Here is a 17,997-nt window from a genome sequence, read left to right as displayed (position 1 = left end):
AGTTGAGGCGTATCATCTGGATGCATCGAGGTTAGCATGCGAGACAGTCAACTGGGAATCGGCGTTGTAGGGTGCGGCTATTGGGGACCCAATCTCGTTCGTAATTTCTCGATCAATCCTGCCACCCGCGTCGTTGGCGTGAGCGACCTGCACCCAGGGAGGCTCGGCGCGATGAAGCAGCTTTACCCTGCGGTGGAAACGACCTCTTGCTACGAAGACTTGCTGAAGGACGTCCGTATCGATGCAATCGCTATCGCCACGCCGGTGCATACGCACTACGAGCTGGCAATTGCGGCGTTGAGAGCCGGAAAGCATGTTCTGGTCGAAAAGCCTCTCGCGCCGAGCGCTGAGCTCGTGACCCGCTTGATCGAAGAGGCAGATCGGCGTGGACTGACGCTCATGGTCGATCATACCTTCCTCTACACGCCGGCGGTCCAGAAGATCCGGGAGCTCCTGCTGAGCCGAGAACTTGGCGACATCTACTACTACGACAGCACGCGCGCGAGTCTCGGGTTGTTTCAAAAGGACGTAAATGTGATCTGGGACTTGGCGGTGCACGATATCTCGATCATCCACCATATCCTCGATGAAGCGCCGATCGCTGTCTCGGCAACCGGCTCGTGCCACGTTGTCGGCTCGCCGGAAAATATGGCGCACATCACACTGTTCTTTGCCAACGCATGCGTGGCCCACGTCAGCGTCAATTGGCTGTCGCCCGTCAAGGTGCGCCAGACTTTCATCGGTGGCAGCAAGAAGATGATTGTCTACGACGATCTCGAGCCGACCGAAAAGATCAAGGTCTATGACAAGGGAATTACGCTCGACGCGCCTCCCGAAGATGCACATCAATTCCGGATCGGATACCGCGCCGGCGACATGTGGGCTCCGCATATCTCGACTATGGAGGCGCTACAGACCGAGGTCGATCATTTTGTCGATTGCATCCGCACCGGTGACCAGCCGATTTCCAGCGGCATCTCGGGACTCCACGTGATCGAGGTTCTGGAGGCGGCATCGTGCTCGATCGCAAAGCAGGGTGCGCCCGTATTGCTGCGCGAACCTTACGGAACTCGGCAGCGCGCCAGAGCGATAGCATGACGCGCGCGGCGACCCAGCTCACCTGACCGACATGACAGACGACGCAATGAAGTCCGTGCAGCGCTCCATTCTGTTCTCGGCGCTCGACCGTTACGTCGGCCTGCTGCTGGTCTTTGTTGCGACCGCCGTGCTTGCCCGTTTGTTGTCCCCGGAAGAGTTTGGCATCTATGCCGTCGCGAACGCGGTCACGTCCATCATTGCGGCCTGCTTCCAGGAATTTGCAGGAGCAAGCTATCTGATTCAGAAGCGAGAGTTGTCGCGCGCGAGCGTGCAGACCACGTTCACGATTACCCTCATGATTTCGGCTGTCACGGCTTTCGTCCTGTTCGTGTCTGCGCAGCCGATCGCGCGCTTCTTCGAGCTGGACCGCTTAGGTCCGGGGATCGAGATTTCCTCACTAAATCTTCTCTTGCTGCCGTTCTCCGGAACCATAGCCGCATTGTTCCGTCGTGAAATGCAGTTTGGCGTGCTCGCAATCTGTAACCTCGCGGCGGGTACGACGATCGCTATCGTTTCGGTCGCCCTCGCAATGGCCCACTTCAGCTACATGGCCCCGCTCTGGGGAGGGGTGGCCGGCAACGCGGTGCTGGCCGTGATGCTGTTGATATGGCGGAGAGATTTTGGCGCGCTGCGGCCATCCTTGGTCGATTGCCGAGAGATCGTCGGTTTCGGCCTCTACTCCGGCGCGGTGAGCGTCGTAAATGTGTTTTTTGGCCTGGCGCCGCAGCTGTTTCTGGCCAGAGTGCTCGACTTCACCGCCGTCGGTCTTTACAGCCGAGCAACCGCCTCGACACAGATATTCGACAAGCTGGTCACGCAAGTGATAAGTCCGATCGTCATGCCGGCAATTATTGCGCGAAGCAAAGCAGGCGGTGATCTCAAGACCGTTTATCTCGAGGCCATTCAGTTGCTCTCCGCCGTGCAGTGGCCGTTCTTGGTGTTTATGGCCATCATGGCGCGGCCGATCATTCTGATCTGGCTCGGCCCGACGTGGCTGGAGACCGTCTCGCTGGTGCAGCTGCTCTGTATCGGCAACCTCGCGCTTTTTGCGGCGTGCCTGACCTACCCGATGTTTGTTGCGGTCGGAAGGGTGCAGGACGCGCTGATCTCGTCGTTGATTTCGCTGCCACCATCACTTCTGGTCATCTTGGGCGCCTCGTTTCTTGGCGTGCACGCTGTTGCTGCATCCGCTCTTGTGACATTGCCATTTCAGGCGATGGTTGCATTCTACTTTCTGGGACGACAACTCGGCCTTCGGCCCGCCGAATTTGTACGCGCCCTGTGGCGAAGCGGCGCTGTAACAAGCCTGGTGATTGCCGGCGCGTCTATTTGCGCGGCGCTGACGGAAGCTGGAGGCCTTCCCTCGGGCGCTGGGTTGGCGTCAGCCTCCTCCGTCGCTGTACTCTGTTGGTGGCTTGGACTGATGGTCACTGGGCACCCGCTGTTGCAGCAGTTTCACCACGTCGCAGCCGGCCTGGCCAGAATGGCGCCGGGGCTGTGGCCTTCGCGGACGGCGCCATAGCGGTTCTACGACATCATTCGGAGTGCGGGATATGCCTATCACACAAGACGTAGAACTTGGTCGCGATGTCCGCATCTTTCACCCGGAACTGGTCAATCTGTACGGTTGCACGGTTGGTGATGAGAGCAGGATCGGAGCTTTCGTCGAAATCCAGGCGGGAGCAAAGATTGGCGCGCGGTGCAAAGTATCGTCGCACAGTTTCATCTGCGAAGGCGTCACAATCGAGGACGAAGTGTTCATCGGTCATGGCGTGGTGTTCACGAACGACAAATATCCGAAGGCAACGACCGCGGATGGTCGCCCTCAGCAAGCTTCTGACTGGACATTGGAGCGCACTCATGTCGGCAGGGGGGCTGCCATCGGTTCCAACGCCACAATTCTATGTGGTGTCACGATCGGCGCGGGAGCGACCGTCGGCGCGGGCTCCGTCGTGACGAGGGATGTTGCCCCGGGTGCCACCGTCGCCGGAGTACCCGCTCGGACCATGTCCGCAGTCGGAGGCAGGGCCACCGCCGATCATGCCCCCGTCCGCCGGTCTTTCGGACTAGATTGAATTAACCTAATTTATTTTGTTGAAATTGGCGCTTGATTAAATATTATAATGCGAGTTAATTATTTAATAACGGTTGCTCCAATCCAAGGTTTGAAACTTGATACCCTTCCTGGATCTGAAAGCCCAATACTGTCAAATCAAGCCGGAAATCGACGCCGCCGTGGCACGGGTCGTCAGCAGCGGGCATTTTGTGCTCGGGCCGGAGGTGGCGGCGTTCGAGGGGCGTTTTGCGGAATATTGCCGGACTGCGCGTTGCCTCACCGTGAATAGTGGCACCTCTGCGCTCCACCTTGCGCTGTTGGCGGCGGGCGTCGGGCCGGGCGATGAAGTCATCACGGTGTCCATGACCTTCGTGGCGACAACCGCGGCGATACTCTACAGCGGCGCCAAGCCGGTTTTTGTCGACGTTGACCCGGTCACGTGGACGATGGATCCCGGTCTGATCGAGGCTGCAATCACACCTCGAACCAGAGCCATTGTGCCGGTTCACCTCCATGGATTGATGGCCGACATGGATCCCATCATGTCGATTGCGCAACGTTACGGTTTGGTCGTCATTGAGGATGCCGCGCAGGCGCACGGCGCGGAATACCGGGGGCGCCGCGCAGGTTCGATCGGAGATCTGGGGTGCTTCAGCTTTTACCCAGGCAAAAATCTGGGGGCGTTCGGCGAGGGTGGGGCCGTCGTAACAGATCGGCCTGAATTTGCGCACCGCGTGTCACTGCTGCGGGACTGGGGACAGGAGACAAAATACGACCACGTCATTCCCGGATACAATTATCGCATGGATGAGATTCAGAGCGCGATACTGAATGTCAAGCTGGACTACATCGAAGGCTGGACCGAGGCCCGCCGATCGATCGCAGAACGATACAACGAGCTGCTTTCTGAGCTCCCATTCGCCCGTCCGCGATCGCCCTCGTACTCCCGCCACGTTTATCATGTCTATTCGATCAGATTGCAGCGTCGCGACGACGCGCTCACATTGTTGCGGGAGGCCGGCATCGGTGCAGGGATTCACTATCCCATTCCGGTGCACCTGCAGAAGGCCTATGCCGAACTCGGTTATCGGGCCGGTGATCTGCCGGTAACCGAGATGCTTGCGAACGACTTTCTCTCCCTTCCCATTTATCCGGAGCTGCTGCCGGACCGGGCGAGCGACGTTGTCTCCACGTTGAGGAACGCCGGAGCATTGCGGCCCAGCGAAGCCGCCAGCAACCGCGCGCAGCAATCACAAAGCTTCACAACAAGGTCCTGCAACAGGAGGGCGTCTTGATTGAGCTCAAGGGAAAGCGCGTTCTGATTACTGGCGGGGCAGGGTTCATCGGCTCCCACATCGTCGATCAGCTCTGCGATGAGGGGTGCATCGAGATCGTTGCGCTCGACAACATGGTCAGAGGCCGCCCCGAAAATCTCCGGCGCGCGCTCGGTCGTGGACCGGTGAGACTGGTTCACGGCGACATACGCGATCGCAAGCTGATGGAAGCCTTGGTGAAGGCTGCCGACATCGTGTTTCACCAGGCCGCACTCCGCATCACTCATTGCGCGGCGGAGCCGCGCCTGGCCAAGGAGGTCATGGTCGACGCCACCTACGACCTCCTGGAGCTGTGCATCAAGCACGACATCGAGAAGGTCATCGCAGCCTCCTCGGCGTCCGTATACGGCATGGCCGAGGAGTTTCCGACAACCGAGCGGCAAAATCCGTACAACAACCGGACGCTATATGGGGCGGCCAAGGCGTTCAACGAAGGGCTGCTGCGGGCCTTCAACGACGCATGCGGCCTCGACTACGTGGCATTCCGATATTTCAACGTCTATGGCAGCCGGATGGACATCTACGGACGGTACACCGAGGTCCTGATCCGCTGGATGGAGCGGCTTGAGGCCGGGTTACCTCCCGTTATCTTTGGTGATGGCCGTCAGACGATGGATTTCGTTCACGTCCGTGACGTCGCGCGCGCCAACATCCTTGCGGCCAGGGCGAAGATTTCCGACGAGGTCTTCAACGTCGGGAGCGGTACTGAGACCAGCCTGACGCAACTGGCTACGGTGCTTGCCTCGGTGATGGGACGCCGCGGTCTGACTCCCGAATTTGCGCCTGAGCGCTCGGTCAATCCGGTGCCGAGACGGCTGGCATCGACAGGAAAGGCCGATCGTCTGCTGGGGTTCCGCACTACGGTTTCGCTCGAGCAGGGGCTCGCCGACCTCGTGAAATGGTGGCGATCAGAACGCGAACTCCCTTCGGATCGTCAGCGGCAGGTGGCGGCATCGTGATCCCGATCGCAGCTCCGTTGCTAGCGGATGAAGAAGCCGACGCTGCGCGCGCCGTGGTGCTGTCGGGCTGGGTATCGCAAGGTCCGCAGGTGGCTGCGTTCGAAGACGAGTTCGCCGCGCTTGTCGGCGCTCCGCACGCCTGTGCCGTCGCGAATTGCACGACCGCCCTGCAACTTGCCTTGGCCGCGCTGGGTATTGGCAGCGGCGACGAGGTGATCACGGTCAGCCATTCTTTCATCGCAACGGCGAACGTGATCCGATATCAGGGCGCCACTCCAGTTTTCGTCGACATCGAGCCCGAGACGTACAACTTGGATTGCGCTCGGCTGGCTGAAGCCATCACCGAGCGCACACGCGCGATCATCGCGGTGCATCAGATGGGCATGCCGTGCGACATGGCAGCGCTCATGGCCGTGGCGCGTCGCCACGGGATCGCCGTGATCGAAGATGCGGCTTGTGCAGCCGGATCGCAGATCTGCATGAACGGGCAATGGGAGGCGATCGGCAAGCCGCATGGAGACATTGCCTGCTTTTCCTTTCACCCGCGAAAGGTGATCACGACTGGTGAGGGGGGAATGCTCACCACCGCCGATGCCGAGCTCGATCGCAAGTTCAGGCTTCTGCGTCAACACGGGATGAGCGTTCCGGATATCGTGCGTCATGGTTCGCAGCGTGTCATTTTCGAGGAGTACGTCCTCGTCGGCTACAATTATAGAATGACGGATATGCAGGCTGCGATCGGGCGCAAACAGCTCGAGCGACTTCCGCAGCTGATTGCGCGGCGGCGCGCGCTGGCATCCCGTTACGCCGAACTGCTTGGAAATATCGAGGGGCTGCGGTTGCCGTTCGAGCCGGCGTGGGCACGATCGAACTGGCAGAGTTACTGCGTACGCTTGCCCGATCGATTGGATCAGCGGGCGACGATGCAATCGCTGCTCGATCAGGGCATCGCTACGCGCAGGGGCATCATGTGCTCCCATCGCGAGCCGCCCTATGCCGGCATTGGGCCGCGCGATGATCTTCGGCAATCCGAGCTAGCTCAGGATCACGCGATCCTGCTTCCACTCTATGCGCAGATGGCCGGCGCGGATCAGGATCGTATCGTGGATGCGGTGAAGGCTGAACTTGCCCTCTCAAACCGCGGTGCCGCCGTGGCGGGTCACTAATCGGCCTGCCGGGATATCGTATGAGCGGGATCTGGCGCGGCCCTGTCTGATCGAGGGGCGATCGATTTTGCGGACAGCACCGCAGAGATTCGCGCCCGATCGTTGTCGTCTTCGGCAGAAGCCAAGCCCATCCACCGCCGGTATTTTCGCTGCACCTTATAGTTGGCAAGGCTGGCCGCGCATCGGCTGGCATCCGCCAATCGTTGGCTGGTTGAGGGTTTGCTGCCTAGGGCATGCAGATAGGTTTGCTCTATCGTTTTCGCTGCGTGCGCGAGGCCGAAGCGGTGCTCCACCAGCCGCCGGCCGAATCCGCCAAGCTCCTGACGGAGCGACGCAGAGGCGAGAATGGTCTCGAGAGCCGATCGAAGTGCGCTGGCGCCGGCTCCACGCGAGCCCTTGCCCAATCCATACCAGCCCTGTTGCAGGAAGGTCGGTGCACTCTCTGGTGTCAACAGCTCGCTGAACCCGTCTTCACCAACGACCACCAGCGGCTTTCCAAAGGCCATTCCGCGCAGCGCCGAGCCACCCTGGCCAATGATGACGTCCGCGGCAGCATAGCCAGGGCGCGGATCGGACATCTCGCCCACCAGTACGACGGCGTTCCGGCCGACCAGCGAGTTAATTCTGGCCGCACGCGCCTCGACGTCCGGTCGTGCCGGTCCATTACCAATGATCAGCAGCCGCACTGGCAGGCCGTCGAGCGCTATTTCGCCGACGGCATCGCACGCCGATAGCAGGCCCTCTAGTTTAAGGTTCGGCACAAGTCGACAGACCATCGCTATGACGACCTCGTCCGGACCAATATTCTGAGCCGCGCGAAAGCCCGTGCCATCGACGAGGGGGTGGTCGGACTTCGTATCGACTGGCGGCTCGAGCAAGGTAACATCCTGATGTCCTGCAGTGATCGCAGCGCGACGGATCATCTCCGTGCCCACGGTCAGAGGAATGCTGCGCGGCAGGAAGGAGGGGACGGACATCGACATGACCGTTCCCACCACGGCAGCCCTCGTCGATAGTCCAACGCTCAAAAAAGCTTCAACAATGGGGGGCCATTCATGACCGTGCACCACGTCTACGGTGCGTTCATTGACGATGCTGCGGAGCATCTGGCCAACACGAGGTGAGGGGCGGGCCCGATGCCGAGGAATTTCGATATGTCTGAGGCCCGTCTCCCTTACTCTGTCCAGAAGAGGGCCAGTCTCTGCCGCCACGGTGACCTCATGACCGAGGTCTCTAACCGCCTCGGCGAGCTGGACTGCGTTGAGCTGTGACCCTCCCAGTTCCATGGAATGGGGATAGACCAGCACCTTCATGCGATGGGATTCTCCGGGTGTTGCGCCAAAACTCTGAGAGACCAACCTGGCATTACTGGGAACCATATCGCGATATAATCAAAATTTAAATCATAATAAATGTCGACCGGTTCAGATTTGGTTATATACTCTGGACTGATTTAAACGCGAGACCCGCTTTTGACCCTCACCGGGACCCCAATCCGATGAACGAGCATGCTGCCCGGCACGTGGCGCGCCAAGACGGCCGTTGCCTGCCTCGCGTACTGGTCGCGATCGCAAGCCATGGAACCTCGAATGACCGCTATCTCGAGCGGGTCATCCGGGAATACGGGTCGATGTCCCTCGTCGTTGATATCGTCGTGCTGTCGAACATCGACAAGGGCGCGACGACCGGGGTGGAATGCATTGTCGGCCTGCCCGAGAGGAACCCGTGGTCCCTGCCGTTTGCGCACAAGAAGCTGTTTGCGGAACGTCGTGACCAATACGATCTGTTCATCTACTCGGAAGACGACATTCTGATCACCGAAAGGAACATCCGCGCCTGGCTGGATGCAACGTCGTTTCTATCTCCGGACGAAGTTGCCGGGTTTCTGCGGGTTGAATTCGGCGAAGACGGCCAGCGTAACTATCCTGATATTCACGCGCACTTTCACTGGGATTCCTCATCGGTCAGGCGGCGCGGCGACTATATTCTCGCGCATTTTACCAACGAGCACGCCGCCTGCTTTGTCCTTACCCGGGAGCAGCTAGGCAATGTCCTGCATTCGGGTGGCTTCGATGTAGCTCCGCATCAGGGAAAGTATGATCTGGCCTGTACGGCCGCGACGGATCCATACACCCAATGTGGTTTGCGGAAACTGGTGCCAATCTCACACCTGGAGGATTTCACCGTCCATCACCTCACCAACCGGTACGTCGGCCGGATGGGGATCGGGGAAGAAGAAATTGGCAGGCAGAAGGCAATTCTGCTGCAAATCGCGGACGGCCGTCGTTCGCCCTACTCGTTGCTCCCAACGGAGACGCGCCTTCGCCGCGCTAGCTTTTCCAAGGACTATTATGAACCTGAATCCGAGGCGACGATCGCGCTCGTGCCGCCATCGGCGCGCAGCGTGCTTTCGATCGGTTGTGGGTCTGGCAAGACGGAAAAGCGGCTGAAGGCGCGAGGCCTGCACGTCACCGCGATTCCGCTCGATCCAGTGATTGCAGCCGGCCCCGCCGGGGATGGGATCGAGATGATCTACGCCGATCTGGACAGTATCGACTCCAATCGCGAAACCTACGACTGCGTTTTATGTCTCAATCTGTTGCACCTCGCTCCGGATCCGCAAAAACTGCTTCTGAGGCTGCGATCGTTCATGCACGAGCAATCGCTCGCAGTGATCCAGATGCCCAACACGATGTCCCCAAGGGGCATTCGGTCTTATCTCGGGGCGCGTCTCCAGTCCGGGCGCTCCAGCGGCTATGAGGCTGTGGGCGCTCATTTCGCTTCGGGGCGCAAGCTGGCGAGGTGGTGCGTCGCTTCAGGCCTGCGAATCGAAGGGATGTTCGGAGTTCCGGCGGATCCTGGCGATGGATTGTTTGGCATGACCTCCCGGCTGGGCAAGCTCGCGCCTGGGTTTGTTTCGCTCGGGCTTGCGGCCTCAATCATCGTGACCGTCTCCGGAGGAATGCCAGGCACTGACGGGGTAGCCGAATTAACGGCCTCGCCTCAGTCAAATCGCCCGGCCGGCGAGGTTCGGTCCATTTAAAATAGGCATCTCATTTAATTGTGGTTTATATTAAATGTTGTATAATCATGAAACGGCAGAAGGATCATTTAGCGTGAGAAATCGATGATTTCGCTCGGGGCAACGACGATCGGCGATCGGCTTGCCGTCCTTTCGGCCAGAGGCCCCGGTTTTGATCAGATACGACTTGTGGCCGCACTCACGGTGGTTGCTCACCATGCTTGGTGGGGAACAAACGACATCCTCTACCGGTTCAGCGGCGGGTTCATCCAGTTCGGCCTGTTTGCAGTCGTCATTTTCTTCTGCGTCAGCGGCTTCCTGCTGGCGCCTGGCCTGGCCCGATCTGGCGATCTCGTCCGGTTCGCCGTAAACAGGTCGTTGCGTATCCTGCCCGCACTCTTCGTCGTGGTCATCGCGTCGATGTTCGTGCTGGGTCCAGCCCTGACGACCTATTCGCTAGCCGACTATTTCGGCAGCGCCGAGCTTTACCTGTATCTGAAGAACGCCGTTACCCTGATGTCCCACTACCTGCCCGGCGTGGTGCGGCATGGACACGAAGTGCAGGTCAACGGCCCGCTATGGACGCTCAATATCGAAGTCTGGTCCTATGCGGTGCTGGCGGCGATGAGCGTGGTGGGCTTTCTCCGCCGACGTGCGCTGACGATGATCACTTTCGCCCTGGTATACTTCACCTATGTTGGGCTGGCGCTCTCGCCATCGCTGCATGCGGCCTGTCCGCAGCGGCTCTTGGATTTCATCGGTCTCTTCGTCTACTTCATCGCCGGCACGACCCTCTATCTCTACCGCGAAAGTATCCCATTCTCCGGAATCGGGGCCGCGGTCGCCGTGGGGGGCGCGCTGATCGGTCTTGCGAGCGGGCTGGGTGCGGTGGCGATGCCGCTGTGTATACCCTACGTCGTGATCTATCTCGGGCTCTCCGAGGCCGCTAGTCGCGTGCCACTAAAGCACGATCTGTCTTACGGCGTATACCTGATCCATTCACCGGTCATATTGGCGCTCCTGACGCTGTTCGATCTCGCAGTCGGTTGGCCGTTGGCCTTGCTGTCGGCATCCGTGACTCTCGTTCTGGCGTATGCCTCCTGGCGATTTGTCGAAGCGCCGGCGCTAAAGCAAAAGGCGTGGGTTTCGCGTTGGCTGTCGTCGCACATTGCAGGTCGAGGCAGCCGACAAGGCGTTGGGAGTGAGGCCGCCGTGCGCCGTGATGAGCCGGGCAACAATCTGACAGGAACAATCGAGGCCGGTGCAGCGGAGTGAGACGACACCCGCACCCGAACTCAGGTTCGCGGGTGATAGCGCGACGAGCGGGCCGCAGTTTCTTCGAAAGGAGCAGAGTCGCTATGAGCAGCGCGTACCATGATGACGAAGGTCCGGACTCGGATCGGCAACTGGACCTCTCAATCATTGTCGTAAGCTACAATACCCGCGACATGACGCTCGACTGTCTGGCGTCGATCGCCGCGGAGACGATGGGTACGACGTATGAGGTCATCGTCGTCGACAATAATTCGTCCGACCAGTCATCTGCCGCAATTGCCCGTCAATTCCCTGACATCAAGCTGATTGCCCTAAACGACAACATCGGCTTTGCACGCGCCAACAATCTGGCTGCAAAACAAGCGCGGGGCCGACGATTGCTTCTGCTCAATCCAGACACCATTATTCTCGACTGCGCGATCGATGTTCTTTTTGAGTTCGCCGAGGCAAATCCGTCATTTCACGTCTGGGGCGGACGCACCCTGTTTCCGGACGGAAGTCTCAATCGCACCTCGTGCTTTCGAAGAATAAGTTTGTGGAATTTGTTGTGCTTCGCGCTGGGGTTCACCTATTTCGGTCGTCGCAGTCCGATTTTCAATTCCGAGGCCTATGGCGGATGGGACCGAGATACCGCGCGGCACGTCGACATCGTTACAGGTTGCTTTCTGCTGATCGACCGGCTGGTGTGGGAGAGACTCGGCGGGTTCGACCCCACATTCTTCATGTACGGAGAAGAAGCAGACCTCTGTCATCGCGCGCGCTCGCTCGGTGCACGGCCCGCGGTCACGCCTGAGGCGACCATCGTCCACTATGGCGGGGCATCCGACGTCGTGCCTGTCGACAAGAGGGTGAAGGTTTTCAAGGGGAGAATCACCCTGATCAATCGGCATTTCGGCTGGCCGGCACGGACGATCGGGCAGGCTTTGCACCTGATCGTGCCGCTTACACGCCGGTACGGTTACGGCATGGCGGCCGCCCTGGCGCGGAATGCGGAATGGCAAAAGAACGCTGTTTATTGGGAAGCCGTCTGGAGGCGTCGGCGAGAGTGGGTTGGTGGTTACGAGGCGCCGAGAGTCGAGCCGGCATGAGAGCGTCGGGTTGTTTCCGGCGAGAAGAGCGATGAAATCAGATAGCGTAGAAGGACAGCGACGGAGATGGCGAGGAGCCACGAGGCTCGCGGTTGGCCATAAGCGCTGGGGCGGGATTGTGCTCGAGGCCGCCCGTGTAGCGGTTGTGGTCGCAGCACTCCAAAGTGCCGCAGCTGTGGCAGCTGAGGCGAACGGCGCATCTAAGCTGGCATTCGCCTCCCAATGGCCGGACGCAAGCAACACGGGGCCGCCTCGTGATCTCGCGCTGAAGCCGTCCGGTCCCCTCACGATTGCCGTTTCCGGCACGACGATTTCAGGACTGGACATACAGGGCGGCGTCGTCGTCAACGCCGATAACGTGACCATCGAGATGTCCCGCATCTCGGCGAGCGCTTGGGCCGTTATCAAGATCGATCCGCATCGGACAGGAGTTGTCGTCAGGGATTGCACGATCGACGGTCAGGGTGCTGGTCCCGATGGCAATGGCAACCAGGGAATCATGGGACAGGGTACGTTCCAGCGCAACAACATCTCGAACGTCGAAAACGGCATCGTGCTGACAGGCAAGGACAATCTGATCGAACACAATTTTATTCACGATCTCAATGCCGGCGGGGCGCCACATTACGATGGTATCCAGATCGATGGCGGCATCTCTGACACGGTCATCCGGCAAAACACGATCATCAATTCTCACGGCGCGGCCGGCGCTATCATGATCGACAACGAGTTTGGCCCGGTCTCCAACATCGTCATCGAAGGCAATCTTCTCGCAGGCGGCAGCTATACGGTCTACTCGGACGCGAAGTTCAACGACAATCCGATCTCGGGTGTTTCGATCACCGACAATCACATCGGCTCGGGGCAGTATGGGCCGACCCTGTTTCGGCGAAACCGGCCCACCTATCTCAGAAATGCGACCGACGGCTGGCGCCTGGTGCGCAATCTGGACTTTGGCAGCGTCGCGGCGCAGGAGGCCATCAGATGAAGCGTCGGCGTGCTCCGCACCAATTGAAGCGCTCGTCGGATCTAATGGCTTGGTCCGGCCTGTCCAGGGAGACAGCCTCATGAGCTATCCTGGCTATGCTCTCCTCGCGGGGCAGCCGCGTATCCGCGCGACTGCGGCCGGATTCCAATCGACCATTCCCCAACGGGGCAGTCTGGCCGTCCCGCTCCTTCTGATGGGCATCGTATTGCCGTCGGGGCTCCAGGTGCTGATCGCCGGGGCAAAACTAACGCCGACCAGAATATGCCTTCTGGTCCTGCTGTTGCCGGCGGTTGCGCGGTTATTGCAGCCGAGTCGTCGGCTCTTGCTGTCGGACGGGCTCGCGGGGACGCTTGCGCTCGCCATGGTGGCGGCGGCCGGTTACGCCGCCGGACCTCAATCGGCGTTTTCTGCTGTTGCAGAAGCTCTCGACTTTGTCGGAGCATACTTTGTTGCGCGAGCCTTCGTTCTGGAGCCGTCGGCGGTCCAGCAGTTCATTCGCCTCATCAAGGCATTCACGGCGATTGCGATATGCGTTGCGCTAGCGGACGTGTTGACGGGGCATTGGATCGTCCGCGAGATCATGGCGGCACTCATGCCGCAGCCTGAGGCGTTCGTCGACGATGGTACGTCGGGCGCAGATGGAGTCCGAGCAGGTCTGCGACGCGCAATATCGACGTTCGATCATCCTATTCTCTATGGCGTGTTCTGTTCGCTGGCTGCGGCCATCGTGCTGTTCTCGACGACAAGTTCCATCAAGCGTCTATCGTGGGCGTGTCTGTGCTTCTTCGGCGGATTGCTGTCGTTATCTTCGGCCGCTGTCATGGGGATGGTCCTCGTCATGTCGAGCTACGCCTATGAGCGGTTGTTGTGCCGCTGCCCGTGGCGATGGCCTCTGCTTTGGACCGGAGCGGGCATGTTCCTGCTGGCCGTTACCGCCGTGACGAATAACCCTCTCAGCTGGCTGCTGTCCCACGCGACACTGGAGCCTCAAACGGGATTCTATCGCCTCATGATCTGGGACGCCGTCTCGGCGCAGGTGTGGCAGTCGCCTCTGACGGGAGCCGGATTCGTAACGTTCGGCTATTATTTACTCGATCGCACAGTCGACAGCGTGTGGCTGGTCACGAGCCTTCATTACGGCGTACCGGTCACCATCCTGCTGATCGTTTTGAATCTCTCGGCGGTATTGCCTGTGCCCGGGCGCCACCCAAGCGGGATTCAGACGGGATTTACGATCGCTTGCATGGTGTTCCTGTTCACGGGTTTGACGGTGCATTTCTGGAACTACATGTGGACGTTTTGGGGCGTTTGCATCGGCGTGCGTGCTTCGCTCAGGGAATGGCAGATGTTGGGAGCGCAAGATGAGCAATTTTGACGTGGCATCATCGTCGATTGGTGGCATCAAGGGACGTTTGCGACCTTATGTCTGGTCATTGCGCAGCGGACTTCGGACGATCCGTTTCCTGTTCGGACGCTTTGAGAGGACCTGCTCGGTATGTGGGTATCGAGGTCGATTTTTCGCGTACGCAAATCCGCTGGCATTGGGGATCAATTTCGATTCGCTATGCCCGAATTGCTTGTCGCACGAGCGGCACCGTCTGCTGGCGCTTTGCGACGCCGAGCAGAACCTGTTTGCGGGGAAGGACATCCTCCACTTCGCGCCCGAAAAGGGGCTCACGGAGTATATCAAGGCGAGAAGGCCGCGAAGTTACGTCACCTGCGAGTTCGGAGGGAAAGGCGCTGATTTCGACATCAATATCGAAAAGATAGACCTCGAAAGCGACAGGTTCGATCTGATCATCTGCTGCCATATCCTCGAGCACGTCAACGATCGCTTGGCCATACCCGAACTCTTTCGGATCTTGCGTAAGGGCGGGACGTTGATCGCGATGATCCCTCTTATTGAGGGGTGGCAAGAAACGTTCGAGGATCGATCGAGGCAGAAAACAGAAGAAGATCGGATCCTGTATTTCAACCAGCATGATCACGTCCGTTTCTTCGGTCGTGATTTCCGACGCCGGCTCGAACGAGCGGGCTTTGTCGTCGACGAGTATACGGCGGTCGAGCCTCAAGTTGCGCAATATGGTCTGATCCGCGGCGAAAAAGTATTTTTGTGCCGGAAGACTTAGACCAGGCAGTGCTTTGACGTTGCCCGGCGAAATCGAGCCGCACCGCTTTGTCACCTAAGCCCATTTACGAAGTCATCCTGCATCGCCTATGGCTTCGCCGGTAGGCGCGCATCTCAGCCAACGGAGCAGCACGGCAAATTCGGCTGATGTCTTGCCGCTGTCTGCTGCAGAGGACATTCTCGCGCCGTATTTAATAATGCGCGTCGCTGGTTATTTATACATCCGATGGTTTATTTAATGTGCGCCGACGTTGAGCGGGGCCGATTTCGGAGTCGCTCGATCCGTTGCAACGAGCCAGCACGAAAGAATTTTTCTGTGAAGTGTGGCGCGCGCATGTTTTGCCGTCGTTTGATCGCGGCTAAAACGAAATCGCTTTTAATTTCCGTAACGTAGATTTCCGCGCTGTATTTCCGGAAACAGGAATCTGGCGGCGCTTGTGGCGAAATGACCTTAGCGGAGCCGTGGTCTTGTCAAAAAAAGGCCGTCTGCAGACGACCATTAACGCCGCACAAGCACGGCACCTGGCGTACCTCGATCACCAATTAAATCGAGGACGCAAACTCGCAATAAGCACTGGTGTCAGTTAACGGGGATAATACAGAGAAGACGGAGAAACTATTTTGGCAACGACAACGAACGCATGGCCTGACGCGACGAACACCGGGGTGCCGGCGGGGGTAACGCTGACTCCTTCTGGAGATGTGATCATCACGCAGGCGGGGGCGGTGGTCTCGGGACTCAACATCACCGGCAGCGTCTACATCAGAGCGGACAATGTGACTCTTGAGAACTGCAAGGTCACGTCCGGCGGTTGGGCTGCAGTGACCATTGATTCCGGAGTTACGGGCGCAGTGGTCCAGAATTGCACCATCGATGGCACCGGCCGTGCACCGGATGGCACCGGCAATCAGGGCATCATGGGAAGCGGCACGTTCATTGGGAACAACATCTTCAATGTGGAGAATGGCATCGTTCCCGGCAGCAACTCCGTCATCCAGGGCAACTACATCCACGATCTCCACGCAGGCGGATCGCCTCACTATGACGGCATCCAGATTGACGGAGGCCTCTCCAACATTCAGATCACCGGCAATTCGATCATCAATCAGTGGGGATGGACCTCCGCGATCATGATCGACAACGACTTCGGGCCGGTCTCGAATGTCACCGTCACCAATAACCTCCTGACTGGTGGCGCCTATACCGTATACGCGGACTCCAACCTGGGCACTGCCTCGATTACCGGTGTGTCATTCACCAACAACCACATCGGTGGCGCGCAATACGGCGACGCGATGATCCGCGGCAATAGCTCGGTGTTCTCCGGGAATTACACGGACGGCGCGGCGCTGGCGTCGGCGCTCAACACGTCGGCAAATAGCGGTACGACGACGACCTCACCCACGATGCCCCCCGCAACGCCCGAAGTCCCGGCAGCGCCGACCATCGCATCCTGGTCACCCGATACGGGCAAGACCGGCGACGGCATCACTGACGCCAGCCAGATCACCCTGCACGGCACCGCCGCGGCTGGCAGCACCGTGAAGGTCTATGACGGTTCGACGCAGATCGGTACGGCGACCGCGACTTCGACCGGAAGCTGGGACTACATCACCAAGGTCTTGACCGATGCGAAGCATACGCTGACGGCGACCGCGACCAACGCATCGGGGCAAACCAGCGTGGCATCGACTGCGGTGGCGGTCAGCGTCGACACCAAGGCGCCAGCTGCACCGACCATCGCGAGTGACACCGTCAACACTGCCAATCAGGTCGTGATGTCGGGGACCGCCGAAGCGAACAGCGCGATCAAGGTGTATGACGGAACGACCCAGGTCGGCACCGCGACAACCAACGCGAGCGGGGCGTGGAGCGTCACGACGTCTGCGCTGTCGGCCGGTTCGCACGCCCTGACGGCGAAGGCGACCGACGTCGCCGACAACGTCAGCGCTGCGTCGACGGCTGTAGAAGCGGTCATTGGCTCTGGAACGACGACGGGCTCCACCGGTTCGGGCACGTCCGGTTCGGGTACCTCGGGTACAGGTACCACCGGCACGGGCACGTCGGGCACCGGCACCACTGCGCCGGCCGCGCCGAAGATTGCCTCGTTCTCCAACGATACCGGCACTGCCGGTGATCACATCACGAGCGACAAAACGGTGACCCTGGCGGGGACTGCGGTTGCCAACAGCACGGTCAAGGTGCTCGACGGCACGACCCAGCTCGGCACCGTCACGGCGGATGCGAACGGAGCGTGGCACTACACGACCGTCGCGCTGCCGGACGGCAAGCACAGCCTCACCGCGACCGACACGGTCTCCGGCGTCACCAGCAAGGCCTCGGCTGCGCTGGATGTCACGGTGGATAGCGCTGCCCCCGATGCTCCGATCCTGTTGAGCGATCCCACCACGCATAACCGCGCAACGGTATCCGGTACGGCGGAAGCGGGGAGCTCGATCAAGCTCTATGAGGGCACGACCCTGCTCGGCACCGCGACCGTCGCGAGTGATGGCGACTGGAGCGTGACGACCCCGAATCTCAAGCACGGGTCCCACACCTTCACCGCGACGGCGACCGATGCCGCCGGCAACACCAGCGCCTTGTCGCAGCCGATCGATCCGCCGATTGGCTCGCACAGCGGTGGTGGCACCAGCGGTGGCGGCACCAAGGACACCTCAACCGTCGAGGTTACCAATGTGCGCCAGCACTGGGATCACACGGCAACGATCAAGGGCACGGCCGATCCCAACAGCGAGATCAAGCTGTCGGACGGCACGACCTCGGTCGGTTCGGTGACCACGGGAACCGACGGCAAGTGGAGCTTCCAGACGTCCGACCTGTCGGGCAAGAGCCACGCCTTTACCGCCGAGCAGGTCGACACC

At 59.8% G+C, this 17,997-nt stretch carries 14 protein-coding genes; 13 read left to right on the top strand and 1 reads right to left on the bottom strand.

Features of this window, described 5'->3' with window-relative positions; all coding sequences use genetic code 11:
• Nucleotides 1-36: 36 nt before the first annotated feature.
• From RAD04_RS33310 to RAD04_RS33285, 6 genes are all read left to right on the top strand, one after another.
• Nucleotides 37-1,098: a Gfo/Idh/MocA family protein gene (locus RAD04_RS33310; protein WP_461627183.1), complete on the top strand. Its 1,062-nt coding sequence runs from the start codon at nucleotides 37-39 to the stop codon at nucleotides 1,096-1,098.
• A gap of 46 nt (nucleotides 1,099-1,144) precedes the next feature.
• Nucleotides 1,145-2,620: an oligosaccharide flippase family protein gene (locus tag RAD04_RS33305; RefSeq protein ID WP_461627182.1), complete on the top strand. Its 1,476-nt coding sequence runs from the start codon at nucleotides 1,145-1,147 to the stop codon at nucleotides 2,618-2,620.
• Nucleotides 2,621-2,651: 31 nt separating this feature from the next.
• Complete coding sequence (locus RAD04_RS33300; protein ID WP_461627181.1) at nucleotides 2,652-3,173, top strand: acyltransferase; 522 nt, start codon at nucleotides 2,652-2,654, stop codon at nucleotides 3,171-3,173.
• A gap of 97 nt (nucleotides 3,174-3,270) precedes the next feature.
• Entirely contained in the window at nucleotides 3,271-4,449 is a 1,179-nt protein-coding gene (locus tag RAD04_RS33295) for a DegT/DnrJ/EryC1/StrS family aminotransferase (protein ID WP_461627180.1), read from the top strand.
• Entirely contained in the window at nucleotides 4,446-5,447 is a 1,002-nt protein-coding gene (locus RAD04_RS33290; RefSeq protein WP_461627179.1) for an NAD-dependent epimerase/dehydratase family protein, read from the top strand. Before RAD04_RS33295 ends, RAD04_RS33290 begins: the two co-directional genes overlap by 4 nt.
• Nucleotides 5,387-6,613 carry a DegT/DnrJ/EryC1/StrS family aminotransferase gene (locus RAD04_RS33285; RefSeq protein ID WP_461627178.1) on the top strand — a complete coding sequence of 409 codons (1,227 nt, stop codon included), beginning with the start codon at nucleotides 5,387-5,389 and terminating at the stop codon, nucleotides 6,611-6,613. Before RAD04_RS33290 ends, RAD04_RS33285 begins: the two co-directional genes overlap by 61 nt.
• On the opposite strand, the gene RAD04_RS33280 is transcribed toward RAD04_RS33285, so the two are convergent.
• Nucleotides 6,610-7,926 (bottom strand): glycosyltransferase family 4 protein, encoded by a 1,317-nt coding sequence (locus RAD04_RS33280; protein ID WP_461627177.1) that lies wholly within the window; start codon nucleotides 7,924-7,926, stop codon nucleotides 6,610-6,612. The genes RAD04_RS33285 and RAD04_RS33280 overlap by 4 nt on opposite strands.
• Nucleotides 7,927-8,111: 185 nt before the next feature.
• Here RAD04_RS33280 and RAD04_RS33275 point away from each other — a divergent pair, with 185 nt between their 5' ends.
• The 7 genes from RAD04_RS33275 to RAD04_RS33245 all read left to right on the top strand — a co-directional run.
• Complete coding sequence (locus RAD04_RS33275) at nucleotides 8,112-9,656, top strand: class I SAM-dependent methyltransferase (RefSeq protein ID WP_461627176.1); 1,545 nt, start codon at nucleotides 8,112-8,114, stop codon at nucleotides 9,654-9,656.
• A gap of 84 nt (nucleotides 9,657-9,740) precedes the next feature.
• Nucleotides 9,741-10,910 carry an acyltransferase family protein gene (locus RAD04_RS33270; protein WP_461627175.1) on the top strand — a complete coding sequence of 390 codons (1,170 nt, stop codon included), beginning with the start codon at nucleotides 9,741-9,743 and terminating at the stop codon, nucleotides 10,908-10,910.
• 83 nt (nucleotides 10,911-10,993) lie between these two features.
• Nucleotides 10,994-11,998, top strand: a complete 1,005-nt coding sequence (locus tag RAD04_RS33265; protein ID WP_461627174.1) for a glycosyltransferase family 2 protein — start codon at nucleotides 10,994-10,996, stop codon at nucleotides 11,996-11,998.
• 118 nt (nucleotides 11,999-12,116) lie between these two features.
• The gene (locus RAD04_RS33260) at nucleotides 12,117-12,986 is read left to right on the top strand and encodes a right-handed parallel beta-helix repeat-containing protein (protein ID WP_461627173.1); all 870 of its coding nucleotides are present in this window, start codon (nucleotides 12,117-12,119) and stop codon (nucleotides 12,984-12,986) included.
• A gap of 79 nt (nucleotides 12,987-13,065) precedes the next feature.
• A complete protein-coding gene (locus tag RAD04_RS33255; RefSeq protein WP_461627172.1) occupies nucleotides 13,066-14,361 on the top strand; it encodes an O-antigen ligase family protein in 1,296 nt (431 codons plus the stop codon).
• A complete protein-coding gene (locus RAD04_RS33250; RefSeq protein WP_461627171.1) occupies nucleotides 14,348-15,115 on the top strand; it encodes a methyltransferase domain-containing protein in 768 nt (255 codons plus the stop codon). Before RAD04_RS33255 ends, RAD04_RS33250 begins: the two co-directional genes overlap by 14 nt.
• 701 nt (nucleotides 15,116-15,816) lie before the next feature.
• Nucleotides 15,817-17,997 (top strand): Ig-like domain-containing protein (locus RAD04_RS33245; protein ID WP_461627170.1); only part of this gene is annotated, 2,181 nt, incomplete at its 3' end.

This window comes from Bradyrhizobium sp. 25ACV, assembly GCF_054863005.1.
This window is presented reverse-complemented; position numbering and strand designations above follow the sequence as displayed.